Below are 24,675 nucleotides of genomic sequence, written 5' to 3'. Positions count from 1 at the left end.
TTTGGCTGATTACCCGGGATTTATTGCCATTGAAACCGGCGACGATGACGGTCTGCCCCTGGCGATCGCCTGGTCGCTGCCCGATGGGCGCGTCAAGGAGACGCTGATTCAGCCGGACGACAGCTGGATCAAGGAAGATACCAACGCTCTGGGCGCTTACAGCATCGAAGAGCTCGAGAGCCTCGGTGTAAGCCCCCTCGAGGTGATTCGCGAGCTCGAGAACGACCACTTTTCCGCCACGCTCTACACAAGCGATAACGGCGATGAAGAGGCGGCACTGGCGCGCCTGTTTGATACCTACGGGCTGGATCCGTTTGTCGAACTCGCCCCGGCGCCGGTGCTCTACCCTTCGCTTGCGCCCGGCGAATGGCATCGTCAGCGGCGCGAAACCTTCGGCGAACTGGGCCTTGAACCCTTGCGCCCGGAACACGAGCTTGAAGTAATGCTCTCGCTGCATCAGCGTTTGACCGAGCCGGATTAGCCGTTCGCCGTTGCGGGCGCCCGCTTCAGGGTTTTACGGCCCTTGGCGACGGCCGCGACCAAAGGTTCGTTACGCTGATAAAACGCCGTCAATGCCTCATGTAAGGCGTTGGCGCGCAGGGGCAGCCCCTCGCGCTGATAGCGCTTCGCGCGCTCGTTCACCTTACAAGCAAACGTCTCGCGGTCCACCTCCACATCGCCGCCGAGGTTGTCCACGCTGACGTGAAATGCTCGTCCGCAGGCCTGGGTGAAAAGTGATTCCAGCGCCTGCGGGGCGATCTCCGCCTGTTCGAACGCCTGCTGCTGCTCGTTGTTGCGTCCATCGGGCAGATACCAGTAGCCATAATCTTCTTGTTCTCGCCGTCTGGCGCCGGCAATACACCAATGGCTGATTTCATGCAGCGCACTGGCATAAAAGCCCCGTGCGAAAATCACCTGATGGTAAGACGTCTGCGCATTCCATGGCAGGTATAAAGGTTCATCCCCCCCTTTGATCAGCCGGGTGTGGTAGGTATGTGCAAAAAGGCCGTCAAACAGCGCCGTGATATCTTCAAGCGTCCAACGCTCAGGGTTATGTGTCACTATCGCTTCGCTTTCATCATCAAGACAAAGGCACCTTGGCACGCTGCCAGGACATCTGTGTCAGGGTTTAAGAGTGTGGTTCGAGGTATGTGGCTTTAAGCGCAAATTCAAGCGGAGTTTGCTACGCTAGCGCCCTTTCATCGACCCTCTCATGTCACAGGAGCCTTCCCGTGGGCGCCGCTTCTCATCGTATCAAAACCACCTACTGGCCTGAAACACGCATGCTGGTGACACTGGCGCTGCCCATCTTCGGGGCACAGCTTGCCCAGGCCGCCATCGGTGTCGTCGACACCATGATGACCGGACGCTTTAGTGCCACCTCGCTTGCCGCCGTTTCGGTGGGGGCAAGCCTCTGGACGCCGCTGATGCTCTTCATGACCGGTACGCTGATGGGACTGACGCCAATTGTAGCGCATCTGTTGGGCGGCCAGCGCAATCAGGACATTCCCAGGGCGGTGCATCAAGCGCTTTGGGTGGGCCTGGCGTTGGGTATCATCGCCGCGCTTTTGCTGCGCACTGCGGTCATGCCGATTTTCGAACTGATGAACGTGCCCGAGGACGTGGCTGCCGAATCCAGTGCATACCTGGGGGCCGTTGCCTTCGGTATGCCGGGCATTGCCCTTTTCCAGGCGCTCCGGGCCTTTTCCGACGGGATGAACCATACCCGACCGGCGCTCTGGATCAGTCTCATAGGCTTGGCCATCAATATCCCCAGCAATTATGTGCTGATCTACGGCGGTGATGGCCTGGTCACTCTCTTCGGGTCTTGGCTTCCAAGTCCCTTGAGCGAACTTCCAGCGTTAGGTGCACTTGGGTGCGGCATCGCCACGGCGGTCTCCATGTGGGCCATGGCATTTGCCATGGCCTACTACACGACCTGGGGCCGGAGCTACCAAAACGTCTCGCTCTGGCAGCGCTTTCATCTCCCTCAAGGGCCGGGTATCGCGGAGCTCATTGTGGTGGGCATGCCGATCGGGGTGGCCATTTTTGTCGAGGTCACGCTGTTCACCTTGATCGCGCTTTTCGTGGCAAGTCTTGGGGAAGTGACCGTAGGCGCTCACCAGATTGCGTTAAGCTATACCTCCCTTCTGTTCATGCTGCCCTTATCGCTAAGCATGGCGCTGACCGTTCGTGTGGGCAATACGTTAGGCCAGAAACGCCTTGACCACGCACGCCGGGTGGCGTGGAACGGGATTGCGATCAGCGTGATGGTGGCCGCGCTGAACAGTGCGTTTTTATGGGTGAGCGCAAGGCCCGTGATTGCGCTTTATACCGCCAACCCGGAAATCCAGACGCTGACACTGAGCATCATTTCGCTGGCAGTCGTCTTTCAGCTTTCGGATTCGCTGCAGGTGAACCTGGCCGGCGCCCTGCGTGGCTACAAGGATACCCGTATCGTGATGGTGATTACCGTACTTTCCTATTGGATCGTCGGGCTGGGTGGCGGCCATTGGCTGGGTACACAAGGTGCCGGCGAACTGACCGGACCACTTGGTGTGCACGGTTACTGGATGGGCCTGATCGCGGGCTTGAGCACAGCCGCCGTCCTGCTGGGCTGGCGGTTGAAGTGGATCAGCCGATAGGAGCGTCTATGGAGCGCATTCTCATCAGGGTCTTGCTGACACTGCTTTCGCTTGGCCTGCTGGCCGGGTGCGGCAACGCCGACGATTCCGCCTGGGTCGACTATCACCAGGAACTCGAAGACGCCCTGAACGCCCCTCCGATCGAACGCCGTGCCCCTGACAATATCGGTGCCTTCGTACCCCGCCGCGAGCGGCTCATCGATATTCCCGAAGTACGCGAGAGCATGCTCAATATCTATGCGCTGCGTGTGTGCGATATCACTTCACTGGTGGCCGCGCGCAACAACCAGCTGGGCCGGGTTGCGCCTCCCAGTCAGCACTGGCTGTACGAGCGCGAGCTGTGGCAGCGTCTAAGCCTGTGTGTGAATGGCGATACCAGCAAGTCGCTCAGCGAGAACGACCGGGCGCGCCTGGAAACCCTGACCGAGCTCAAAACCGCTCAGTTACCCGCTGTGGGCTGGAATGCCCTGTTCGATTCTGATGAGTGGGAAAAAAGCTTCTCTCGGGCCAGCGATCCCTGGAGTGCGCGATCACTTCCGGATATCCAAAAGGATCTTGGCGCGCTCGATTATCTTCAACAAATGGTCGAGCAGACCTATAGTCTCGAGTGGCGGGCAAGCTCCTCCCAGCTTGAAAATCATTTAAAAACCCTGCAGGCACGTCCCACGACCGCCGAGGCGATGCGCACACTGTTGCTGGCCGCCAGGCGCCTTGGTGAAGCCAACGGCTTGCTGGCCGAAAACCTCGAAAGCGGACGCTGCCTTCCTCATTGGGAACATGGCTGGCTTGACGAGCTGGAACGAAACGCCTACCGCTGGCTGGTCGCAATCAACGCGCTGATCGAGGCCCATCAGGTTGACCCGCCCCCTGCGGTGACCGACTACCAACGCCAGTGGCTCTCTCTAGAGAGTGCTGAGGCGCCCTGGCAGCGGTTCAAAACCGCCCAGCTCGAGCACCTGGCGCTTCGCACGCTTTATTCACCCTGCGCTTTTGCTCCAGGCGACGACTAAAAAATACTTTAGACCTCTTAACCTTCAACCCAACCTGTGCTATTGGTTGAATTACGCGGTAGGTAAAACCTATCAATGTCGTGACCACGCAGCACCAGGAGGGACATCATGGGTAAACCCCAGTCACCCCACTCTGCCCAGGTCATCGACCTGGAAACCGCGCGTCAGCGTCAGCAGGCGCGAAAGTGCGTGATTCGTCTGGCTCCAGAGCTTGACGGTCTCGAAATGGTTTACCAGCTCGCTGCGAGTCCCGACACCTACTATGGCCTGCCGATTCTGGCGTGGGGGCTTCGCGGCGACGGCGAGGTCATCGGTATGGTGCCCTGGATGGATGGTCTGAGCGCGTGCAATGAGCTCAATAGCCAGGAGAACGGCCATTTCATCGGCTACCGCGATCCGGAAACCGAAGAGATTTTCGATACACCGCCAGAACATAAACATGCCGAGCTTGACGCGGCGGCTGAGTACTTCGAGTACGAACCCTCCACCGATGTCACGCTGATCCAGCAGCTGCCCGACACCCTGGGCACCCATGCGCTTTGCATGAACCATCCCGACGCCCCGTGGTGCATGAAACCGGTATTTGGCTGGCGCCTTTACAGCAATGGACGTGTGGAAGCGCTACTCGCCGATGAAGAGAAGGCACGGATGACGCCGATCATTCTGGGTGACGAGTGTTTATACGACGCTCACACACGCCATCAAACGGTTTACTTCTTTCAGCGCCATATCGCCAACCGCATTCAAGAGGAGGATCCGGCAACGCTTGAGGCGCTCGCCATGATGGTCGTGCCTAACGATGCAAGACACTAAAGGATGGAAAGCGCTGGATGATCAGCTTGCTGAACGTTAGGCCAGACGAATGAAGTAAAGGTATTCGTCTTCATGTTCCTGGTGAGCCAGCAGTTCATGGCCCAGGAACTGGCAAAACTTGGGTACATCGCGGGTAGTGGCCGGGTCCGTGGCAATCACTTTCAAGGTCTGCCCCGAGTCCATATCCCTTACTTTATTATGCATAAGCATAATGGGCTCCGGGCAGTAGAGGCCTGTAGTATCCAAGGTGTCGTCAAACGCTGGCAAGGTATCGGTCATCACTGGTCTCGGCAAGGAAACTGGTCTTGGTAAGGAAGTAGACACATGGTTAAAGTTATCATCGAACGACGCATCATGCCCGGCCTGGAAGAAGAGTACGAGTTGGCCGCCCGCGAGGCCATGCGAGTCTCTCTGGGTGTACGTGGCTTTGTAAGTGGCGAGACGCTCGTAAAGCTCGGCCACCCTGACCGCCGTCTGATGATCACGAAATGGCGGGATCTTCGCGCCTGGAAGGAGTGGCACCAAAGCGAGGCACGGGCGCAAGCCATGGAGCGCATTTTACCCCTTCTGACCGAAGATGAAACCGTTCAAATTTTCGAACCGGTTTACTAACGCTTTCCCTAGGACAGAAGCCTTACGTGTACGGTGACTTCCTCCCGATCATGGTAGAGGTGGCGACACCGGATTTCAGCGCGTACGCCCGCCTTTGCAAGCGACTCCTCCAGCACACCCAGGCAGCGAGTCACTTCATCCCAGCGTTTTTTCATGGGAAGCTTCAGATTGAATATCGCCTCGCGGCACCATTTTCGTGTCAGCCAGCGTTCCACCATCGTCAGCACTCTTATGGGTTTATCGACAATATCACACACCAGCCAGTCCAGGCGCCTGTCCGGCGCCCAGACAAAGCCATCCTCCTTGAGGTGGTCGATTTGACCAGTAGCCATCAACGCTTTATCCATGGGCCCATTGTCAATGGCGTAGACATACATGCCCCGCTGCACCAACTGCCAGGTCCAACCGCCGGGAGCGGCGCCCAGGTCGGCGGCCTGCATGTGTTCGGCCAACCGGTCGTCCCACTCTTCGCGCGGGATAAACTCGTGCCACGCCTCTTCGAGCTTGAGCGTCGAGCGGCTGGGCGCTCGTGAAGGAAAACGTAACCGACGAATGCCGTTTTTCAGCTCGCTGCGATTACCCGGAAAGCTGATACCCAGCTGTACGTGATCGCCGCTTGTCCAGAAAACATGCAACCGCCTCCCCCCGGCTTTGCGCCTCAGCGCACCGCGTTTTTTCAGCAGGCTTTCCAGCGGTTTGGTCAGCGCCTTGATCAATCCTGCCAATGCCTTGCCGTCGTTGGTATCCGGCGTTTCGTGCCAGATCTCTTCAAAGCTCCAGCGGCTTTGCTTGACCTGCTCCAGCATGGGCGTAAGCCGATCCTCTCGCGCAAGGGTCAGCGGCGCCAAGGCAGCCAGGCTCTGACGAGCGAAAATGAGTCTTTCAAACCTGGCCTCACGGTGTAACTCATTGATGGGCTCACCGTCGTTACGCGTCAGGCTCACCCACCCCTCCCCCAGCGTCGGCGTACAGGTCGTAGTGTTTTGCACGGCGTGATGCTGCATCTCGGCTAATGCATCGTTCTCGAAACCAGGGCGGCAATACACCAGCCACGTTGTGGGGGCTATCTCACTCACGATTGACTCTACCTTCGCTTCGTCGCTTTAAATTCGTGGCGCATCATACCACCACCCAGGATGCTTATTGGCAATGAGCAGAAAATCTGAAGAAAACATGAGGTCGGTAGATGATGAAAAGAAAATATTGCGCATAAAAAAAGCCCCGAACACAGGGTGCTCGGGGCTTTTTCGAATAGGGGCCTGACGATGACCTACTCTCGCATGGGGAGACCCCACACTACCATCGGCGCGTTGCGGTTTCACTTCCGAGTTCGGCAAGGGATCGGGTGGTTCACGCAGGCTATGGTCGTCAGGCGTAACTTTCAATGTATATCGGCTGACGGTCTTGTGATCGTTCTTTCTTGCGTATCCGGTGCTCTATCGAGCGTCGTTGTCACTGCAGGACCAGACCCCTTGGGTGTTATAGGGTCAAGCCTCACGGGCCATTAGTACACGTTAGCTCAACACCTTGCAGTGCGTCCACACCGTGCCTATCAACCAGCTGGTCTCGCTGGGCCCTTCAGGAGGCTCGAGGCCTCGGGGATGTCTCATCTTGAAGGGGGCTTCCCGCTTAGATGCTTTCAGCGGTTATCCCGTCCGCACATAGCTACCCGGCAATGCCACTGGCGTGACAACCGGAACACCAGAGGTGCGTCCACTCCGGTCCTCTCGTACTAGGAGCAGCCCTTCTCAAACATCCAACGCCCACGGCAGATAGGGACCGAACTGTCTCACGACGTTCTAAACCCAGCTCGCGTACCACTTTAAATGGCGAACAGCCATACCCTTGGGACCGACTTCAGCCCCAGGATGTGATGAGCCGACATCGAGGTGCCAAACACCGCCGTCGATGTGAACTCTTGGGCGGTATCAGCCTGTTATCCCCGGAGTACCTTTTATCCGTTGAGCGATGGCCCTTCCATACAGAACCACCGGATCACTAGAACCTGCTTTCGCACCTGCTCGACGTGTCTGTCTCGCAGTCAAGCACCCTTATGCTCTTGCACTCATTGCACGATGTCCGACCGTGCTGAGGGTACCTTCGTGCTCCTCCGTTACTCTTTGGGAGGAGACCGCCCCAGTCAAACTACCCACCACACACTGTCCTCGATCCGGATAACGGACCTGAGTGAGAACACCGATGATGCCAGGCTGGTATTTCAAGGTTGGCTCCACCCGAACTGGCGTCCGGGTTTCCAAGCCTCCCAGCTATCCTACACAGGCAACATCAGTATCCAGTGTGAAGCTATAGTAAAGGTTCACGGGGTCTTTCCGTCTAGCCGCGGGTACACCGCATCTTCACGGCGATTTCAATTTCACTGAGTCTCGGGTGGAGACAGCGTGGCCATCATTACGCCATTCGTGCAGGTCGGAACTTACCCGACAAGGAATTTCGCTACCTTAGGACCGTTATAGTTACGGCCGCCGTTTACCGGGGCTTCAATCAAGAGCTTCGCCTTGCGGCTAACACCATCATTTAACCTTCCGGCACCGGGCAGGCGTCACACCCTATACGTCCGCTTGCGCGTTAGCAGAGTGCTGTGTTTTTACTAAACAGTTGCAGCCACCTGGTATCTTCGACCGGTTCGGGCTTAGGAAGCGAGTTCCATCACCCTACGCCGGCGTGCCTTCTCCCGAAGTTACGGCACCATTTTGCCTAGTTCCTTCACCCGAGTTCTCTCAAGCGCCTTGGGATTCTCACCCTGACCACCTGTGTCGGTTTGGGGTACGGTCGCACATGATCTGAAGCTTAGAGGCTTTTCCTGGAAGCGTGGCATCAGTGACTTCCTGACCGTGGTCAGTTCGTCTCGTCTCTCGGCCTTGAAAGATCCCGGATTTACCTAGGATCTCAGCCTACCGACTTTCACCAGGACAACCAACGCCTGGCTCACCTAGCCTTCTCCGTCCCCCCATCGCAATCATGTCCGGTACGGGAATATTAGCCCGTTTCCCATCGACTACGCGTTTCCGCCTCGCCTTAGGGGCCGACTCACTCTGCTCTGATTAGCATCGAACAGAAAACCTTGGTCTTCCGGCGAGGGAGTTTTTCACTCCCTTTATCGTTACTCATGTCAGCATTCGCACTCGTGATACCTCCAGCAAGCTTCTCAACTCACCTTCATTGGCTTACACGACGCTCCTCTACCGCTCATCCCTAAGGATGAACCCGTAGCTTCGGTACCTGGTTTAGCCCCGTTACATCTTCCGCGCAGGCCGACTCGACTAGTGAGCTATTACGCTTTCTTTAAAGGATGGCTGCTTCTAAGCCAACCTCCTAGCTGTCTGAGCCTTCCCACATCGTTTCCCACTTAACCAGGATTTGGGGACCTTAGCTGACGGTCTGGGTTGTTTCCCTTTTCACGACGGACGTTAGCACCCGCCGTGTGTCTCCCACGCTGGCACTCACCGGTATTCGGAGTTTGCCTCGGGTTGGTAAGTCGGGATGACCCCCTAGCCGAAACAGTGCTCTACCCCCGGTGGTGATACGTGAGGCGCTACCTAAATAGCTTTCGAGGAGAACCAGCTATCTCCGGGCTTGATTAGCCTTTCACTCCGATCCACAAGTCATCCAAATCTTTTTCAACAGATCCTGGTTCGGGCCTCCAGTTGATGTTACTCAACCTTCACCCTGCTCATGGATAGATCGCCCGGTTTCGGGTCTATATCCAGCGACTGGTCGCCCAGTTAAGACTCGCTTTCGCTACGCCTCCCCTAATCGGTTAAGCTCGCCACTGAATATAAGTCGCTGACCCATTATACAAAAGGTACGCAGTCACCCAACAAGTGGGCTCCTACTGCTTGTACGCACACGGTTTCAGGATCTATTTCACTCCCCTCGCCGGGGTTCTTTTCGCCTTTCCCTCACGGTACTGGTTCACTATCGGTCAGCCAGGAGTATTTAGCCTTGGAGGATGGTCCCCCCGTCTTCAGTCAAGGTTTCTCGTGCCCCGACCTACTCGATTTCACGTGATCAGATTTTCGACTACGGGGCTATCACCCGCTCTGGCCGGACTTCCCAATCCGTTCGTCTAATCAGTCACACGCTTAAGGGCTGGTCCCCGTTCGCTCGCCGCTACTGGGGGAATCTCGGTTGATTTCTTTTCCTCGGGGTACTTAGATGTTTCAGTTCCCCCGGTTCGCTTCCTGGCCCTATAGATTCAGGACAGGATACTGACCTTGTGGTCAGTGGGTTTCCCCATTCAGAGATGTCCGGGTCACAGGTTGTTTGCCACCTCACCGAACCTTATCGCAGGCTACCACGTCTTTCATCGCCTCTGGCTGCCTAGGCATCCACCGTGTGCGCTTCATTGCTTGACCCTATAACCCGAAGGAGTCTGGATCTCGCAATGACAACGATTGCCGGATACGCAAAAACGTATCACAAAACAATTGCATATCGAGATGCGACGATAAAAACAGCGAACTGTCTTCCTATCGTCATTCGATATTGTCAGCATGATATACATTGTTAAAGAGCGACTGCTATAAGCAGTGATAAGGCACCGCCGAAGGCGATTGGCTTATCACTGCTCATTTAACAGCATTCTGATCAGGTAATTCATTGTGAGCGCTTGCCGGGAGGATGACGCATCGTTTAAGGAGGTGATCCAGCCGCAGGTTCCCCTACGGCTACCTTGTTACGACTTCACCCCAGTCATGAACCACACCGTGGTGATCGCCCTCTTGCGTTAGGCTAACCACTTCTGGTGCAGTCCACTCCCATGGTGTGACGGGCGGTGTGTACAAGGCCCGGGAACGTATTCACCGTAGCATTCTGATCTACGATTACTAGCGATTCCGACTTCACGGAGTCGAGTTGCAGACTCCGATCCGGACTGAGACCGGCTTTTCGGGATTCGCTTACTCTCGCGAGTTTGCAGCCCTTTGTACCGGCCATTGTAGCACGTGTGTAGCCCTACCCGTAAGGGCCATGATGACTTGACGTCGTCCCCACCTTCCTCCGGTTTGTCACCGGCAGTCTCCTTAGAGTTCCCACCATTACGTGCTGGCAAATAAGGACAAGGGTTGCGCTCGTTACGGGACTTAACCCAACATTTCACAACACGAGCTGACGACAGCCATGCAGCACCTGTCTCTGCGTTCCCGAAGGCACCCCGGAATCTCTTCCGGGTTCGCAGGATGTCAAGGGTAGGTAAGGTTCTTCGCGTTGCATCGAATTAAACCACATGCTCCACCGCTTGTGCGGGCCCCCGTCAATTCATTTGAGTTTTAACCTTGCGGCCGTACTCCCCAGGCGGTCGACTTATCGCGTTAACTTCGCCACAAAGTGCACAAGGCACCCAACGGCTGGTCGACATCGTTTACGGCGTGGACTACCAGGGTATCTAATCCTGTTTGCTACCCACGCTTTCGCACCTCAGTGTCAGTGTCAGTCCAGAAGGCCGCCTTCGCCACTGGTATTCCTCCCGATCTCTACGCATTTCACCGCTACACCGGGAATTCCACCTTCCTCTCCTGCACTCTAGCCTGACAGTTCCGGATGCCGTTCCCAGGTTGAGCCCGGGGCTTTCACAACCGGCTTGTCAAGCCACCTACGCGCGCTTTACGCCCAGTAATTCCGATTAACGCTTGCACCCTCCGTATTACCGCGGCTGCTGGCACGGAGTTAGCCGGTGCTTCTTCTGCGAGTGATGTCTTTCCTGGCGGGTATTAACCGCCAGGCGTTCTTCCTCGCTGAAAGTGCTTTACAACCCGAAAGCCTTCTTCACACACGCGGCATGGCTGGATCAGGCTTGCGCCCATTGTCCAATATTCCCCACTGCTGCCTCCCGTAGGAGTTCGGGCCGTGTCTCAGTCCCGATGTGGCTGATCATCCTCTCAGACCAGCTACGGATCGTTGCCTTGGTGAGCCGTTACCTCACCAACCAGCTAATCCGACATAGGCTCATCCGATAGCGGGAGCCAAGGCCCCCTTTCTCCCGTAGGACGTATGCGGTATTAGCCTGGGTTTCCCCAGGTTATCCCCCACTACCGGGTAGATTCCTATGCATTACTCACCCGTCCGCCGCTCGTCGGCATCCAGCAAGCTGGACCCGTTACCGCTCGACTTGCATGTGTTAAGCCTGCCGCCAGCGTTCAATCTGAGCCATGATCAAACTCTTCAGTTTAAAATCATTGTGATCCTTGCCTGTCGCTCGAAAGCAACAGAGGCGAATCAATCCTGGCTCAAGGTTCAAACGAATTTGAAGAGTTCGAAAACTCTCCCACATGTCGCTTGCCTTGATATTAGGTGACTTGTCACCCTCATCGGCAAACGCCCACATGAATTACCTGATCAAATTGTTAAAGAGCGGTTTCGCTGGACTCAGACGCTGGCTCGATGACCGGAGCCGCTTGCCTCAGCGAGGAAGGCGTATTCTACGCATTTCCTGGTGGTTGTCAACCGCTGTTTTCAGCGAGTGGAGCAAGCGATCAAGACTTCGCTAACCTCCTGACAAACCGAGAGTTTTCACTCTCATTCACCGCTGGCAACGCCTTGCGTCCCCGGCAGCGGATGCGTACTTTACGGATTCTCCGCCGCCTTGGCAAGGGCTTTTTTTCAAAAAAAGTTTAGTAGCCCGGGCCCGGCGTCATAAGACGCAAACCTGAAGACGAAAGCGCCGGACAACCTGAAGCTGTCCGACACAGTAGGGATCAAGGCGAGCTAAGCTGGGGCCGCTACTTTGGCGGATTTACTAGATTTCAAAACCCAGCCCGAAGTCTTCGCTCGAGATCGCCATCAGACTTGAAGCTCCTGCCTGAATCATCTGAGCGTGAGCGCGGGTGCGTGGCAAAAGCCGCTGATAATAAAAGCGGGCGGTGTTGATCTTAGCTTCATAGAAGGCCTTGTCATTTCCTTCGAGCCCGGTGGCTGCCGTCTTGGCCGCCAGGGCGAACAGGTAAGCAAGCGCAACGTAACCCGAGTACATCAAGTAATCCACGCTGGCCGCGCCCACCTCTTCGCGGTCCTGCATCGCCTTCATGCCAACACCCATGGTGAGTTCGCCCCACTCGGCATTGAGCTTGGCAAGCGGTGCGACAAATTCCTTGAGCGCGGGGTTGTCGGCTTCGGTTTTGCAGAACTTGTGAATCTCCTTGGTGAAAACCTTCAGTGACTCACCCTGGCTCATCAAGACCTTGCGCCCGAGAAGATCCAGCGCCTGGATACCGGTGGTACCTTCATAAAGAAGGGTGATACGCGAATCGCGTACCAGCTGCTCCATGCCCCACTCTTTAATGAAGCCATGGCCACCGAAGACCTGTACGCCTTCGTTGGTGCTCTCGAAACCGACTTCGGTCAGAAACGCCTTGACGATAGGCGTCAATAATCCCAGCAGCGTTTCAGCCCGCTCCTTCTCTTCACCGGGCTTGCCGTGCTCGACCGTATCCAGCAGCTTGGCCGCGTAAAGCACCAGCATGCGCCCGCCTTCGGCAAACGCCTTTTGCGTCAAGAGCATGCGACGCACGTCCGGGTGAACGATGATCGGATCGGCGGGTTTTTCCGGAGCCTGCTTGCCGGAAAGGCCACGCATCTGCAACCGGTCACGAGCGTAGGCCAACGAGTTTTGAAAGCCTGCCTCGATCAGCCCAAGCCCCTGGATGCCGACGCCAAGCCGGGCAGCGTTCATCATGGTAAACATGCACGCCAGACCTTTATGAGGCGGGCCCACCAAGTACCCCGTGGCACCATCAAAATTCATCACACAGGTGGCGTTACCGTGAATACCCATCTTGTGCTCAAGAGAGCCACAGACCACACCGTTGCGCTCGCCAGGATTGCCATCGTTATCGGGCAAGAACTTGGGCACCACGAAAAGTGAAATACCCTTGGAGCCTTCCGGGGCGTCGGGCAGCTTGGCCAGCACCAGATGAACGATGTTCTCGGCCAGATCGTGCTCTCCAGCCGAAATGAAGATCTTGGTACCGGTAACCGTATAGGCGTTACCGGCCGGCACGGCGCGGGTCTTGATAAGCCCCAGGTCAGTGCCACAGTGGGGTTCGGTAAGACACATCGTGCCCGTCCATACGCCCTCGACCAGCTTGGTAAGGTAAGTGGCTTTCTGTTCATCGGTACCATGATGGCGCAGGGCGTCGGCGGCACCGTGCGAAAGACCGGGATACATGCCCCAAGCCAGGTTGCTGGCACAAATCATCTCCGAAAGCGCCATGGCCAGCGAATGCGGAAGGCCCTGACCGCCGTGCTCGGGCTCAGCGGCAAGACTTGGCCAGCCACCTTCCACGTACTGCTGGTAGGCCTCCTTGAAGCCCCGAGGGGCTTTTACGTCGCCATTTTCAAGTCGCTGACAGCCCTCTTCATCGCCGCTTTGATTAAGGGGCAAGAGCACCTCGCGTGCAAAGCGACCGCCCTCTTCCAGAATGGCGCTGACCACATCCGGCGAAGCGTCTTCGTCCTTGGAGATCGCAGTATAATGGGCAGAATAATCGAACATTTCGTCCATGACGAAACGCAGATCACGCAGGGGAGCTTGATAACTAGGCATGACAGGTCTCCTGAAAAGGGGCTGAAAGCCAAGGCGTGAACGGTGGCTTTCAAACACTTGTTTGAAATTAGCGCGCAGGTCTTCCGGAGTCAAGCGGACGTTTGAATTTAATCCCCCAAGACGCGCCTTCTTTAGTCGAACAAGTGTTTGAACAGCACATGAGGCGAGAAGACTTGATAGCGCCAAGAGAGACAACAAAAAGCCCGCAGACGGTCACTGCGGGCTTTTATGCGTGAGACTTCGTTACTGCATGCGAATACCGCCATCCAGACGAATCACCTCGCCGTTGAGCATGGGATTGGCAATGATCTGCTCGGCCAATTGCGCAAACTCTTCGGCCTTGCCAAGGCGCTTGGGAAACGGCACGGCGGCGACCAGGGCGTCATAAGCATCGCGAGGGATCTCGCTCATCATGGGGGTCTCGAACACTCCCGGGGCGATCGCCATGACGCGGATGCCGTGGCGGGAAAGCTCCCGGGCAGCGGGAAGACTCATACCCACCACCCCGGCCTTGGAGGCGCTGTAGGCACATTGCCCCACCTGACCGTCGAACGCGGCGACGGATGCAGTATTGATGATTACCCCGCGCTCGCCGCTCTCCAGCGGGACGTTTTTCGCCATGGCAGCAGCAGCCAGGCGCATGACGTTGAAAGTGCCGATCAAGTTGATCTGAACCGTCCTGGCGTAGCCGTCCAGGTCGGCGGGATTGCCTTCGCGGTCGATAAGCTTCCCGACGCTGACCACCCCTGCGCAGTGAATCACACCGGCAAGCCCGTGTTTGCCGCCCGTGACCACCGCGGCATCGACCACCTCCAGCATCTGCTCGCTTGACGTTATATTGCAGGTCATGGCGCTGGCATAATCACCCAGCGCTCTGGCCTGCTCAAAAACGCCTTCGCTCACATCGCACAGCACCACCTTGGCACCCAGGCTGACCAGCCGTTCGGCGCTAGCCGCACCGAGCCCCGAGGCGGCTCCGGTAATCAAGAACGTCCGCTCCTTTATCTGCACATCAGTATCCTCTCACAGTGTCTGAATCACCCGATGTCGGGCTGGCTGCCTGAGCGCGCAGCTTGAAGCGCTGGATCTTGCCGCTGGGGGTCTTGGGCAACTCCTCCACGAATTCGATTTCCCGCGGGAACGCGTGGGTCGAAAGCCGCTCGCGTACCAGCGTGCGGATCTCCTCGGCCAGCGTCTCGCCTGGCTCGAAACCCGCGCGCAGGACCACGTAGGACTTGATGATTTCGCCGCGAATCTCATCGGGCTTGCCCACCGCCGCCGACTCCGCCACGCCGGGATGAATCATCACGCTGTTCTCCACGTCGGTAGGACCCACCCGATACCCGGCGGTCGTAATGATGTCGTCGTCGCGGCCGGCGAACTGGAACGTGCCATCCTCGTTACGAATCACCACATCGCCGGTCAGGTAGTAGCCTTTCACGAAAGGATCCTTCTCCTGCCAGGTGTAGCCCAAAAAGAAGTGAACCGGGGAATTCTCGAGGTCCACCGCCAGTACCCCAGGCTCGTTGGGGGGCAGCTCATTATACTCGGCGTCGAGTACCGCCAGACGATAACCGGGCAGCGGTACCCCCATGCCACCCACGTGGCTGGGATGGCGAAGTGCATGGTGATTGCAGCAGGTCATGCCGGTTTCGGTCTGGCCGTAGTGGTCCATGACCGCGCAACCAAGTGACCTTTCCACCCAGTTGACCACCTCGGTATTGAGTGGCTCCCCCGCCGAGCTTGCCGCGCGCAGGTTCAACGTCTGCGAGGCGTCGTCAAAAAGCCCCGAGGCCTTCATCAGCCGATAAGCGGTGGGAGCCGCGGCGAAGTTGGTGATGGCGTGGCGCTTCATGAAGCCAAGCGCCCCTTCGGCGCTGAAGCCGGCCTCGCAGAAATGCGTGGTGGCGCCCAGCAACAGCGGCCCGGCAATGGCGTAATAGAGCCCATAGGCCCAGCCGGGGTCCGCCATGTTCCAGAAGCGGTCCTCGCGACGAAGGTCGACGGCAAGCTCCATGTAAAGGGCGAACGCGGTCATCGCCTTGAGCGGTACCGCCACCCCTTTGGGCTTGCCTACCGTACCCGAGGTAAACATCTGCAAGAAGGGTGCGTCGGGATCAAGCCGGGGTGGTTCACCCTCGACAGGCGGATGCTCGAGGGCCGTCTGCCAATCATGATCCTCTGCATGCCGGGAACTCGGCCCGCCCACGGCCAGCACCGGCGGGCTGGGACCCTCGAACTTGTGACGATTGGCATGATCGGTTACCACCAGCCGGGTAGCCGCGCGGCCGAGGCGGTAATCCACCGCATCCGACCCGAACGCGGTAAAAAGTGGTTGGTACACCGCGCCGATACGCCAGGTGGCCAGTACCGTGACCATAAGAGCCGCCGAACGAGGCAGCATGCACGCCACCCGATCGCCCTGTTCAACGCCCTGCTGGCTCAGCCAGCCGGCAAGCCGCGCACTCTGTGCAGCAAGCTCTTCATAGGTAAGCGTATGACGCTTTTGTTGCTGGTCTTCATGCACCAGGGCAAGCGTACTCCCCCGCCCTTCTCGCAGGTGACGCGCACAACATGCCTCGAAAGCGTTGAGTCGGCCGTCCTGATGGGCATCAAGCGTTGTGATCACATCACCTGGCGAAAAGCCTGCGAGATACTCGGCGTACCCGGGTAGCGAGGAAGAAACAGTCATGGCGGCTCTCTTTTATTGTTGTGTAGCAGCGTTATTGTTGATAGCAGCGTTTTACAAGCCAAGCGGCCTGCTGCGCGCCAGCAGCCGTTTACGTTAACGGAAGCTTTTGTTTGCACCAACGCTAAAAGGATTTATCGCCTAGCGCAAGCGGGCAATGCGCTATAAAGGGTTAGACGTTGGTCGTGGCGACCAGAAAGGGATCACCGTGCGGTGATCATCGTCACCAACTCATCGGCCAGCTCGTCAGGAGTGCGCGCGCCGTCAGGATCATACCAGCGCACTGTCCAGTTAAGAGCGCCCAGCACAAAGCGGGACACCAAAAAGCGTTCCCCGCGAATCAGCCCCGCCGCCAAGGCGTCATCGATCACTTCGATCCAGAGCGCTTCATAGGCGTCACGAAGGTGGCGAAGGTGGGCGCTGGCTGCAACGTCGAGCCGGCGCCACTCGAAGAGCGCCACCACGTGGGCGTTGCGATCGGCAAAAAGCGTTTGCAGGTGCGCCCGCGCCATGGCGTTCAGTCGAGCGTGCGGGTCGGCTTCGCAACTGCCGAGCGCGGTCCGGGCGACTGCCAGGGCGTTTTGGGTGCCCTCCTCGATGACCGCTGCGAGAATTTCCTGCTTATCCTTGAAGTGATGAAAAAGACTCCCCGACTTGATACCCATCTCCTGGGCCAGCATGCGTACGGTGGTACGGTCGAACCCTTCTTGAACGAAAAGCGACGCTGCAAGACGCGTCAACTCCTTGCGGCGCGGAGAGGCATTCATTACATTCATGATATTCACACTAGCGCTTGCTTGGTTAGCTGAAAGCAGACCATACCCCTGCCCGGCGGGTCAACGCATTGCCCGGCAAATCCGTTCAACCATGGCATGAGCACGACCACCGCCATGATCACAATCACAATAAAACCCTCAGGAGCGATTCCATGAGTCACACCACCGACGTTGTCTTTCTAGCCGCCACCCGCACGCCCATGGGTGCGATGATGGGCAGCCTTTCCAGCTTGAGCGCGCCGGCACTGGCAGCCGAAGCCATTCGTGCGGCCATCGAGCGCGCCGGCATTCAACCCCATGCCATCGAAGAGGGGATCCTGGGCTGCGTACTGCCCGGCGGCGTGAAACAGGGCCCGGCGCGCCAGGCCATGCGTCAGGCCGGCATTCCCGATGCCATCGGCGCCACCACCATCAACAAGCTCTGTGGCTCGGGCATGAAAGCGGCGATGTTCTCGCATGATCTTATCAAGGCGGGTACCAATACGGTGATGCTCGCCGGTGGCATGGAGTCGATGTCAAATGCCCCCCACCTGCTGACCAAAGCGCGCAGCGGTTACAGGCTGGGCCATGGCGAACTCAGGGATCATATGTTTCACGACGGTCTGGAAGACGCCGAGACCGGCAAGCTGATGGGCGTATTTGCACAAGAGGTCGCCACCGGGCGCGGCTACACCCGAGAACGCCTGGATGACTTCGCCATTGCCTCGCTCGAGCGGGCGATGGCTGCCAATGACGGCGGCAGCCTTGATGCTGAAATGACGCCGGTCACGGTGACTACCCGTCAGGGCGAAAGCGTGATCGAACACGACGAGCAGCCCTTCCAGGCCAGACTCGACAAGATCCGAACCCTGCGCCCCGCCTTCGCCCAGGACGGTACCATCACCGCCGCCAACGCCAGCTCGATTTCCGACGGCGCCTCGGCGCTGATCCTGGCAAGCCTTGAGGGCAGTGAGCGCCTGGGCGTGAAGCCCCTGGCTCGGATGCTGGGCCACGCCACCCACTCCCGTCACCCCAGCGAATTCACCATTGCCCCGGTGGGCGCGATTGAAAAGCTGATGAAGAAGGTAGGCTGGAAGGTCTCCGATGTGGATCTTTTCGAGATCAACGAAGCGTTTGCGGTCGTCACGCTGATCGCGATGGACGATCTGGGGCTGGATCACGCCAAGGTCAATATCTTCGGCGGCGCCTGCGCCCAGGGCCATCCGATAGGCTCCACGGGTTCGCGCATCATCGTCACCCTTATTCACGCCCTGCGCGCCACGGGTGGGCGGCGCGGTGTGGCAAGCCTGTGCATCGGCGGCGGCGAGGCCACGGCAGTGGCAATAGAGCTGATCGACTAGCCAATCGAGCTCTCTTCCTCACCTACGTCAAAGGCACGTATTCTTGCAACACGTGCCTTAAACCCTTCCGGCCAGTGTGGCCTTCAAGCAGCCTTGCTCAGCCGAAGCGCCCGGTGATGTAATCGTGGGTACGCTGATCCTGAGGATTGGTGAAGATATTGTCGGTGGTGTCGACCTCGACCAGATCGCCCATATGGAAAAACGCCGTGCGATCGGCCACGCGGGCAGCCTGCTGCATATTGTGCGTCACCATCACGATGGTATAGCTCTCGCTGAGTTCGTCGATCAACTGCTCCACCTTGGCGGTCGCGATAGGGTCAAGGGCCGAGCAGGGTTCGTCCATTAAAATGACGTCCGGGCTCACCGCCACCGTACGGGCGATGCAAAGCCGCTGCTGCTGACCACCGGAGAGCCCCGTGCCGGGCTGATCCAGGCGATCTTTCACCTCGTTCCAGAGCCCCGCGCGGCGAAGGCTGCTCTCGACGATATCGTCCAGTTCTGCCTTGCGCTTGGCCAGGCCGTGAAGGCGGGGGCCGTAGGCGATGTTTTCGTAGATTGATTTCGGAAACGGGTTGGGCTTTTGAAAGACGATACCCACCTGAGCCCGCAGCAGCACTACATCGCGGTCGGGGGCGTAGATATCCTTGTCATCGAGGGTAATCTTGCCCTCTACCCGACAGATGTCGATGGTATCGTTCATGCGATTCAGACAGCGCAGAAACGTCGACTTGCCACACCCGGAGGGGCCGATGAATGCCAGCACCTCGTTTTCATAGATATCCAGATCGATACCATTGATCGCCTGGGTGTTCCCGTAGAAGACGTTAACGCCCTCGGCTTTCAGCTTTAGCTTGTCCTTGGCTTTGCTCACTCGGCTCTCGCCGCCGCCCACGCTGACGTTGGACATGCTCGGCGATACAGAGGGCGTTGCCGAAGACTGGGTCGTTGCCGGAGAATGCGCAGAAGTATTCACTTACCACCTCGTCTCGAATTTTTTACGCAGCCAGATGGCCAGCGCGTTCAAGCTGAGCATCAGGCCCAATAGCACCATAATGGCGGCTGACGTTCGCGCTTCAAAGAAATTACGCAGTTCGTTGCCCTGCCATAGATAGATCTGTACGGGCAGCGCGGTGGATTGATCCATCGGCGAGCTTGGCACGTTGGCCACGAAGGCATTCATGCCGATCAACAGAAGCGGCGCCGTCTCGCCCAAGGCCTGCGCCACACCGAGAATCGAGCCTGTCAATATACCCGGCAGCGCCAGCGGCAGCACGTGATGGAATACCGTCTGCACGCGGGATGCCCCGATACCCAGTGCCGCCTGGCGGATGGAGGGCGGAATCGAACGCAGCGAGGCCCGGGTGGCGATAATGATGGTAGGCAGCGTCATCAACGTCAGCACCAGGCCACCGACCAGCGGCGCCGACAGCGGCAGACGCAGGTAACCGATGAAGATGGACGCCCCCAGCAGGCCAAACACGATGGAGGGTACCGCCGCCAGGTTATTGATGTTGATCTCGATCAGATCCGTCAGACGGTTCTTGGGCGCGAACTCCTCAAGATAGATCGCGCTGGAGACCCCGATGGGCACCGACAGCGCAATCACCACCATCATCATGAAAAGTGACCCCATGAAAGCCCCGGCAAGCCCCGCTGAGGCCAGCGAGCTTCGAGAATCGGTATTCATGAAAATCGAGGTGCTGAACGACTGCTGCAAGGCGCCCCGCTCCTCCAGCTGGTCGATCCACACCCGCGTCTGAGGCGTCAGCTGCTGGCGTGCATCCGGCAGATCACGGTTGATATTGCCTTTCATCCAGACATCCACATTGGCACTGGCAAGCATCTTGATCGTGACCGTTTCACCCAATAGCGACGGGTCTTCGGTAAACCGGTTACGCAGCGCGTAGCGTTCGCCCGAGGCCACCAGGGCGCGCAGGTCGCGTAACTGGCGCGACTCCACCTCTTCGCCCAGCGCCTGCTCGAGCGAGGTATCGATCAGTGATTGCCAGTTTACAAGCCCCGCCTGGGTAAGCCACTGGGTAGTACGCTCCTCGAACGCGAACTGGCTTTCACCGCTTTGCTGCTCGGGCCTGGGCGGCAGGTCGATCACCTCAGGGTCGAAGTAGACCTCGGTATAAAACGTCGCCTGCCAGAATGCCGGAATCCCCTTGGTCAGAATGCTGGCAAACAAGATAGTGACCAGGGTCATGCCCGTCAGGACCGCGACCAGCCCCATTCGCCGGAAACCGTTCTCCTTGCGATGCCGTTTCGCCAGCGACTTCTCAATCGTCATCAGCCGGTGCTGTCGGCGCTGTTCAATCGATATAGACATGGTCACCTACTCATATTGCTGGCGATATTTGCGCACCACGACCAGTGCAATGACGTTCAATCCCAGCGTAATCACAAACAACGTCAAACCGAGCGCGAAGGCGACCAGCGACTGCGGGCTTGCAAAGTCCATATCGCCGGTCAACTGATTGACGATCGTCACGGTAATGGTGGAGACCGCTTCAAACGGATTGGCATGGAGTACCGGATTGTTACCGGCGGCCAGCACCACGATCATGGTCTCCCCGATCGCGCGGCTCGCCGCCAGCAAAAAGGCGCCCACGATGCCCGGAAGGGCTGCTGGCAGTACTACCTGACGAATGGTTTCCGACTTGGTGGCACCAAGCCCCAGCGCACCGTCGCGAAGCGACTTGGGCACCTGGGTAATGATGTCGTCGGAAAGCGATGACACGAACGGGATGATCATGATGCCCATCGCGATACCCGCCGTCAGAGCGCTGGTGGTTCGAATATTGATACCGATCAGATCACCCAGACCTGACAGAAAAGGCCCAATTACCGTCAGGGCAAAGAAACCGTACACAATGGTAGGGATGCCGGCCAGAATCTCGATGACCGGCTTGGCAATGCTGCGCAGCCAGGGCGGCGCGTACTCGGCCATGTAGATCGCCGTCATCAGCCCTACGGGAATGGCCACCAATAGCGCAATGGCGCTCACCATCAACGTACCCCAGAGCAGCGGTAGAAGACCGAACTCGCCCTGAGCGCTGGTGCCTGACGTGCTGAAGCGCGGATTCCACGTGGTGCCCAGGAAAAAGTCTGCCGGGTGAATGAAGCTGAAAAAGCGCAGCGCCTCGCCCAGCATCGAAAGCACGATGCCGATCGTGGTAAAGATCGCCACCGCCGAGCTTGCGGCCAGGGCGATCATGATGACGCGCTCCACCTGATTACGCGCCCGCCAGCCCGGCGAGATGCGCCGACGGGCATACACCAGTCCCGCCACCGCGAGCACCGCCATGAGGGCAATCAAACTGACGTTTTGAAGGGTATTGAGCCTTGCCATGTGAGAAGCGGCGGCCAGCTCTTCGGGGGTTCCTCCCCCGGATACGCCACGCCCTTCGGCCAGAGCGGCCACGCGGCGCATCAGTGTCTGCAGCTCCCGGTCACTCAGGGAAGCCACGAGATCCGTGGGTAACTGCTGGGTCACCAGCATGTCGACAAGCTGAGGCGCAAGAAACGACCATAAAAGAAAAATGACCAGCGCAGGCAGGCCGCACCAAAGCGCTACCAGCGTACCGTAATAACCGGGGCGGGAATGCATGCGCACATCGCGGCTAGCGGCTACCGCGCGGCTACGCGTCAAACCCAGATGATATGCCAAGGCCATCAGCATGAGGAGCGTGGCTATCAAGGCAAGATTGCTCATTATGTCTTCGCCTTTTACTCTCTACGTTTAAGCGCCGACATCAACACGTTGATGTCGGCGCGATCTGTTGCTCAAACCACCGCAGTAATCTGGCGCGGGATTACTCGGCGCTTACCACGGTGCGCGATTCAAACTGATCCATTGCCTCGGTGCGCTCGTCCTCGTCCATCGGGATCAAGCCAGCGTCTTCCAGCGGGCTGCCATATCCGGAGATCATGTCGTTCAGGAAGAACTCGGTGTACTCAGCCAGACCGGGGATGACGTCCAGATGCTCGCCCTTGACGTAGAAGTACAGCGGACGCGACACCGGGTACTCACCGGAGCCGATGGTCTCAAGGCTGGGCGTGATGCCGTCCATGGTCGCGACCTGCAGACGGTCACGGTTCTGATCGTAGAAACTCAGACCGAATACGCCCACCGCGTCTTCCTGAGCGTCCAGGCGCGCCAGGGTTTCGGTGTAATCACCGGCGATTTCGACGATACGACCGTCACCGCGCAGACTGTTACAGGCGTCTTCTTCGACCTCGGCCACGGTTTCGCAGCCAGCGTGCAGAACGCGCTCTTCGAAGACTTCACGCGTGCCGTGATTGGAGGCAGGAATCACCAGCGTGATTTCCTGGTCGGGCAGGCTGTCGTCGATTTCAGACCAGTTGGTGTAGGGGTTATCGACCAGTTCACCGTCCTGGGGCAGTTGCGCCGCCGCGGCCTTGAAAACGAACTCGGGCGTCAGTTCGAACTCGTTACGGTCAAGGCGCGAGGCGAACACGATACCGTCGTAGCCGAACTTGATCTCGAGGATTTCGTTGACGCCATTCTGGCCACAGCTTTCGACTTCACTTGAGCGGATGGGGCGCGACGCGTTGGCGATATCGATGGTGTTTTCACCCACGCCCTGACAGAACTGGCGCAGACCGCCGCTGGAGCCGCCGGAGCCAACCACTGGCGTGTTGAACTGGGAATAGGTGTTGCCGAACTCTTCAGCGACGATACTGGCAAACGGCAGTACGGTCGAAGAACCCGCGATTTGAATGGTATCGCGGGCCATGGCAGCGGTGGATACGCCGGTGGCCAGAGCGGCTACTACGGCAACACTTAGCGTCTTCTTGGTTACGTTCATCGTCGCGTTCCCCTCGAGTGTGAAACCCAGCTCGCAGCTGGAAAAGTGGCCCAGAGGCCTTCAACACCGAGGAGTCTGCCGCGTTATGATTGCAGAAATATGACAGCGCTGTCTGAAGGCTGCTTTTTTATAGTGAACTTAGCTTTCAGCCAGCCTGACGTTCAACCGTGCGGGGGGTGAGCACCCTGACCCCCACGTTGCCCAGCAACGCCACCGCCAGCATGGTGAGCACCATGGGCCAGAGATGTTCTACCTGAAAAAGCCCCACCATGACACCGGCCAGCGCCCCGCAGGTGAACTGTATGCCGCCCAGGAGTGCGGTGGCGGTGGCACTGATGTGGCCAAAATGATCCAGCAGCGACGAGATCGCATTCGGCGTGATCAGCCCGATCATGCCGGTAAACAGCATGATCAACGGTACCACCACAAAAAGTGAGGCCACATTCAAAGCGGTGGCCATTACAAGACCAATCGCCGCCACCAGCTGCACCGCCAGCCCCAGGCGCAGGTTCTGCTGAGGCGTGCGGTAGCGCAAAAGATGGATGTTGACCCGGTTGGAGAGCGCAATCACCACCACATTCACCCCGAACACCAGCGGGTAGATGCTCGGTGAAAGCGCAAAATATTCCAGATAGAGAAACGGCGAGGCGGTCACGAACGCAAAAAGCCCGGCAAAGGAGGCGGCCACCGCACAGATATATCCCATGCCCTCGCGGTGGCGTAAAACGCTTGCGTAGTTGCGCAGCACCTGACGCGGCGAGGCGGCAGGCAGGCTCATGTCACGGGTTTCGGGAAGCTTCGTGCCCAGCAGCCAGAGCAGAAAGCCAGCGTAGACGGCCAGAAACACGAAGATCAACCACCAATCCGCCACGTGAAGCAGCACGCTGCCTACCGCGGGCGCTACCAGCGGAGCAAGCATCATGATCATCGCCATGGTCGACATCACCTTCGCTGCCTCGCGTCCGCTGAAGCAGTCGCGCACAATCGCTGCCGAATTCACAACGCAAGCCCCGCCACCCAGCGCCTGAACAAAGCGCCATGTCAGAAGCGACCCCAGGCTATCCACGGTGGTAATCATCAAGCTTGCCAGCATGAACACGACCAGCCCGCCCAGCAGCACCGGCTTGCGCCCTACCCTGTCGGAAAGCGGTCCAAAGCAGAGCTGGCCAAACGCGAAGCCGAAAAGAAACATGCTGATGGAGAGTTCGGTGCGATGAATACTGGCATCAATGGCCTCGGCCAGAATACCGATGGCCGGCAGATACGCATCGATGGCAAAAGGGGCCAACGCTGTATTGGCGGCCACCAGGAGCGCCACCCGGCGAGAATTGAGTTCCATTAAGATCCCTTTGGTGTGTTTCCAGCGAGCAAACGGCAAAAAATAGCCCGCTCATG

General features: G+C 58.2%; 18 protein-coding genes and 3 rRNA genes. 6 read left to right on the top strand and 15 right to left on the bottom strand.

From position 1 onward, the window contains the following. The first annotated feature begins 1 nt into the window (after position 1). Positions 2-481 (top strand): hypothetical protein, encoded by a 480-nt coding sequence (locus ACWF8S_RS06000; RefSeq protein WP_447555927.1) that lies wholly within the window; start codon positions 2-4, stop codon positions 479-481. On the opposite strand, the gene ACWF8S_RS05995 is transcribed toward ACWF8S_RS06000, so the two are convergent. Next, positions 478-1,062: an elongation factor P hydroxylase gene (locus tag ACWF8S_RS05995; protein ID WP_447555926.1), complete on the bottom strand. Its 585-nt coding sequence runs from the start codon at positions 1,060-1,062 to the stop codon at positions 478-480. The genes ACWF8S_RS06000 and ACWF8S_RS05995 overlap by 4 nt on opposite strands. Positions 1,063-1,283: 221 nt before the next feature. Here ACWF8S_RS05995 and ACWF8S_RS05990 point away from each other — a divergent pair, with 221 nt between their 5' ends. The 3 genes from ACWF8S_RS05990 to ACWF8S_RS05980 all read left to right on the top strand — a co-directional run bounded on the left by ACWF8S_RS05990 (position 1,284) and on the right by ACWF8S_RS05980 (position 4,468). Continuing rightward, positions 1,284-2,645, top strand: a complete 1,362-nt coding sequence (locus ACWF8S_RS05990) for an MATE family efflux transporter (RefSeq protein WP_447556556.1) — start codon at positions 1,284-1,286, stop codon at positions 2,643-2,645. Positions 2,646-2,653: 8 nt separating this feature from the next. Continuing rightward, entirely contained in the window at positions 2,654-3,655 is a 1,002-nt protein-coding gene (locus tag ACWF8S_RS05985; RefSeq protein WP_447555925.1) for a DUF3080 family protein, read from the top strand. Between the two features lie 108 nt (positions 3,656-3,763). After that, positions 3,764-4,468, top strand: a complete 705-nt coding sequence (locus ACWF8S_RS05980; RefSeq protein ID WP_447555924.1) for a hypothetical protein — start codon at positions 3,764-3,766, stop codon at positions 4,466-4,468. A gap of 36 nt (positions 4,469-4,504) precedes the next feature. Here the strand turns inward: ACWF8S_RS05980 and tusA are convergent, their stop codons facing one another. Next, positions 4,505-4,747 carry a sulfurtransferase TusA gene (gene tusA, locus ACWF8S_RS05975; protein ID WP_447555922.1) on the bottom strand — a complete coding sequence of 81 codons (243 nt, stop codon included), beginning with the start codon at positions 4,745-4,747 and terminating at the stop codon, positions 4,505-4,507. Positions 4,748-4,792: 45 nt separating this feature from the next. Between tusA and ACWF8S_RS05970 the strand changes: the two genes are divergently transcribed. Further along, the gene (locus tag ACWF8S_RS05970; protein ID WP_447555921.1) at positions 4,793-5,080 is read left to right on the top strand and encodes an antibiotic biosynthesis monooxygenase family protein; all 288 of its coding nucleotides are present in this window, start codon (positions 4,793-4,795) and stop codon (positions 5,078-5,080) included. A gap of 8 nt (positions 5,081-5,088) precedes the next feature. Here ACWF8S_RS05970 and rlmM read toward each other — a convergent pair whose 3' ends face one another. The 8 genes from rlmM to ACWF8S_RS05930 form a co-directional block, all read right to left on the bottom strand. Next, positions 5,089-6,159 carry a 23S rRNA (cytidine(2498)-2'-O)-methyltransferase RlmM gene (gene rlmM / locus ACWF8S_RS05965; protein WP_447556555.1) on the bottom strand — a complete coding sequence of 357 codons (1,071 nt, stop codon included), beginning with the start codon at positions 6,157-6,159 and terminating at the stop codon, positions 5,089-5,091. A gap of 178 nt (positions 6,160-6,337) precedes the next feature. Continuing rightward, a 5S ribosomal RNA gene (rrf, locus tag ACWF8S_RS05960) occupies positions 6,338-6,453 on the bottom strand. Between the two features lie 110 nt (positions 6,454-6,563). Next, positions 6,564-9,456, bottom strand: a 23S ribosomal RNA gene (locus ACWF8S_RS05955). 278 nt (positions 9,457-9,734) lie between these two features. After that, positions 9,735-11,267, bottom strand: a 16S ribosomal RNA gene (locus ACWF8S_RS05950). Together the 16S, 23S and 5S rRNA genes form the textbook arrangement of a ribosomal RNA operon. Before the next feature lie 567 nt (positions 11,268-11,834). Continuing rightward, the gene (locus tag ACWF8S_RS05945; protein ID WP_447555920.1) at positions 11,835-13,640 is read right to left on the bottom strand and encodes an acyl-CoA dehydrogenase C-terminal domain-containing protein; all 1,806 of its coding nucleotides are present in this window, start codon (positions 13,638-13,640) and stop codon (positions 11,835-11,837) included. A 243-nt stretch (positions 13,641-13,883) separates the two neighbouring features. Then, positions 13,884-14,651 (bottom strand): SDR family NAD(P)-dependent oxidoreductase, encoded by a 768-nt coding sequence (locus ACWF8S_RS05940; RefSeq protein WP_447555919.1) that lies wholly within the window; start codon positions 14,649-14,651, stop codon positions 13,884-13,886. A 1-nt stretch (position 14,652) separates the two neighbouring features. Further along, positions 14,653-16,332 carry an AMP-binding protein gene (locus ACWF8S_RS05935; RefSeq protein WP_447555918.1) on the bottom strand — a complete coding sequence of 560 codons (1,680 nt, stop codon included), beginning with the start codon at positions 16,330-16,332 and terminating at the stop codon, positions 14,653-14,655. A gap of 200 nt (positions 16,333-16,532) precedes the next feature. Beyond that, a complete protein-coding gene (locus ACWF8S_RS05930) occupies positions 16,533-17,096 on the bottom strand; it encodes a TetR family transcriptional regulator (protein WP_447556554.1) in 564 nt (187 codons plus the stop codon). Between the two features lie 161 nt (positions 17,097-17,257). Here ACWF8S_RS05930 and ACWF8S_RS05925 point away from each other — a divergent pair, with 161 nt between their 5' ends. Then, positions 17,258-18,445: an acetyl-CoA C-acyltransferase gene (locus ACWF8S_RS05925; protein ID WP_447555917.1), complete on the top strand. Its 1,188-nt coding sequence runs from the start codon at positions 17,258-17,260 to the stop codon at positions 18,443-18,445. A 97-nt stretch (positions 18,446-18,542) separates the two neighbouring features. Here the strand turns inward: ACWF8S_RS05925 and pstB are convergent, their stop codons facing one another. From pstB to ACWF8S_RS05900, 5 genes are all read right to left on the bottom strand, one after another. After that, positions 18,543-19,352 carry a phosphate ABC transporter ATP-binding protein PstB gene (gene pstB, locus ACWF8S_RS05920; RefSeq protein WP_447556553.1) on the bottom strand — a complete coding sequence of 270 codons (810 nt, stop codon included), beginning with the start codon at positions 19,350-19,352 and terminating at the stop codon, positions 18,543-18,545. A 66-nt stretch (positions 19,353-19,418) separates the two neighbouring features. Then, entirely contained in the window at positions 19,419-20,777 is a 1,359-nt protein-coding gene (gene pstA / locus ACWF8S_RS05915; protein ID WP_447555916.1) for a phosphate ABC transporter permease PstA, read from the bottom strand. Between the two features lie 6 nt (positions 20,778-20,783). Beyond that, the gene (pstC, locus tag ACWF8S_RS05910; RefSeq protein WP_447555915.1) at positions 20,784-22,163 is read right to left on the bottom strand and encodes a phosphate ABC transporter permease subunit PstC; all 1,380 of its coding nucleotides are present in this window, start codon (positions 22,161-22,163) and stop codon (positions 20,784-20,786) included. A gap of 100 nt (positions 22,164-22,263) precedes the next feature. After that, positions 22,264-23,280 carry a substrate-binding domain-containing protein gene (locus ACWF8S_RS05905; protein ID WP_447555914.1) on the bottom strand — a complete coding sequence of 339 codons (1,017 nt, stop codon included), beginning with the start codon at positions 23,278-23,280 and terminating at the stop codon, positions 22,264-22,266. Positions 23,281-23,425: 145 nt separating this feature from the next. Continuing rightward, positions 23,426-24,619: a multidrug effflux MFS transporter gene (locus tag ACWF8S_RS05900; protein ID WP_447555913.1), complete on the bottom strand. Its 1,194-nt coding sequence runs from the start codon at positions 24,617-24,619 to the stop codon at positions 23,426-23,428. Positions 24,620-24,675: the final 56 nt, after the last annotated feature.

Source organism: Vreelandella xerophytica (assembly GCF_968048975.1).
This window is presented reverse-complemented; position numbering and strand designations above follow the sequence as displayed.

Bases quoted from the DNA above. Each gene is read 5' to 3' on its own strand.
- ACWF8S_RS05970 (WP_447555921.1), top strand. From the start codon at position 4,793: ATGGTTAAAGTTATCATCGAACGACGCATCATGCCCGGCCTGGAAGAA.
- pstB (WP_447556553.1), bottom strand. From the start codon at position 19,352: ATGTCCAACGTCAGCGTGGGCGGCGGCGAGAGCCGAGTGAGCAAAGCC.
- ACWF8S_RS05980 (WP_447555924.1), top strand. From the start codon at position 3,764: ATGGGTAAACCCCAGTCACCCCACTCTGCCCAGGTCATCGACCTGGAA.
- ACWF8S_RS05990 (WP_447556556.1), top strand. From the start codon at position 1,284: ATGCTGGTGACACTGGCGCTGCCCATCTTCGGGGCACAGCTTGCCCAG.
- ACWF8S_RS05925 (WP_447555917.1), top strand. From the start codon at position 17,258: ATGAGTCACACCACCGACGTTGTCTTTCTAGCCGCCACCCGCACGCCC.
- pstC (WP_447555915.1), bottom strand. From the start codon at position 22,163: ATGAGCAATCTTGCCTTGATAGCCACGCTCCTCATGCTGATGGCCTTG.
- tusA (WP_447555922.1), bottom strand. From the start codon at position 4,747: ATGACCGATACCTTGCCAGCGTTTGACGACACCTTGGATACTACAGGC.
- ACWF8S_RS05945 (WP_447555920.1), bottom strand. From the start codon at position 13,640: ATGCCTAGTTATCAAGCTCCCCTGCGTGATCTGCGTTTCGTCATGGAC.
- ACWF8S_RS05905 (WP_447555914.1), bottom strand. From the start codon at position 23,280: ATGAACGTAACCAAGAAGACGCTAAGTGTTGCCGTAGTAGCCGCTCTG.
- pstA (WP_447555916.1), bottom strand. From the start codon at position 20,777: ATGTCTATATCGATTGAACAGCGCCGACAGCACCGGCTGATGACGATT.
- ACWF8S_RS05935 (WP_447555918.1), bottom strand. From the start codon at position 16,332: ATGACTGTTTCTTCCTCGCTACCCGGGTACGCCGAGTATCTCGCAGGC.
- ACWF8S_RS05900 (WP_447555913.1), bottom strand. From the start codon at position 24,619: ATGGAACTCAATTCTCGCCGGGTGGCGCTCCTGGTGGCCGCCAATACA.
- ACWF8S_RS05930 (WP_447556554.1), bottom strand. From the start codon at position 17,096: ATGAATGCCTCTCCGCGCCGCAAGGAGTTGACGCGTCTTGCAGCGTCG.
- ACWF8S_RS05985 (WP_447555925.1), top strand. From the start codon at position 2,654: ATGGAGCGCATTCTCATCAGGGTCTTGCTGACACTGCTTTCGCTTGGC.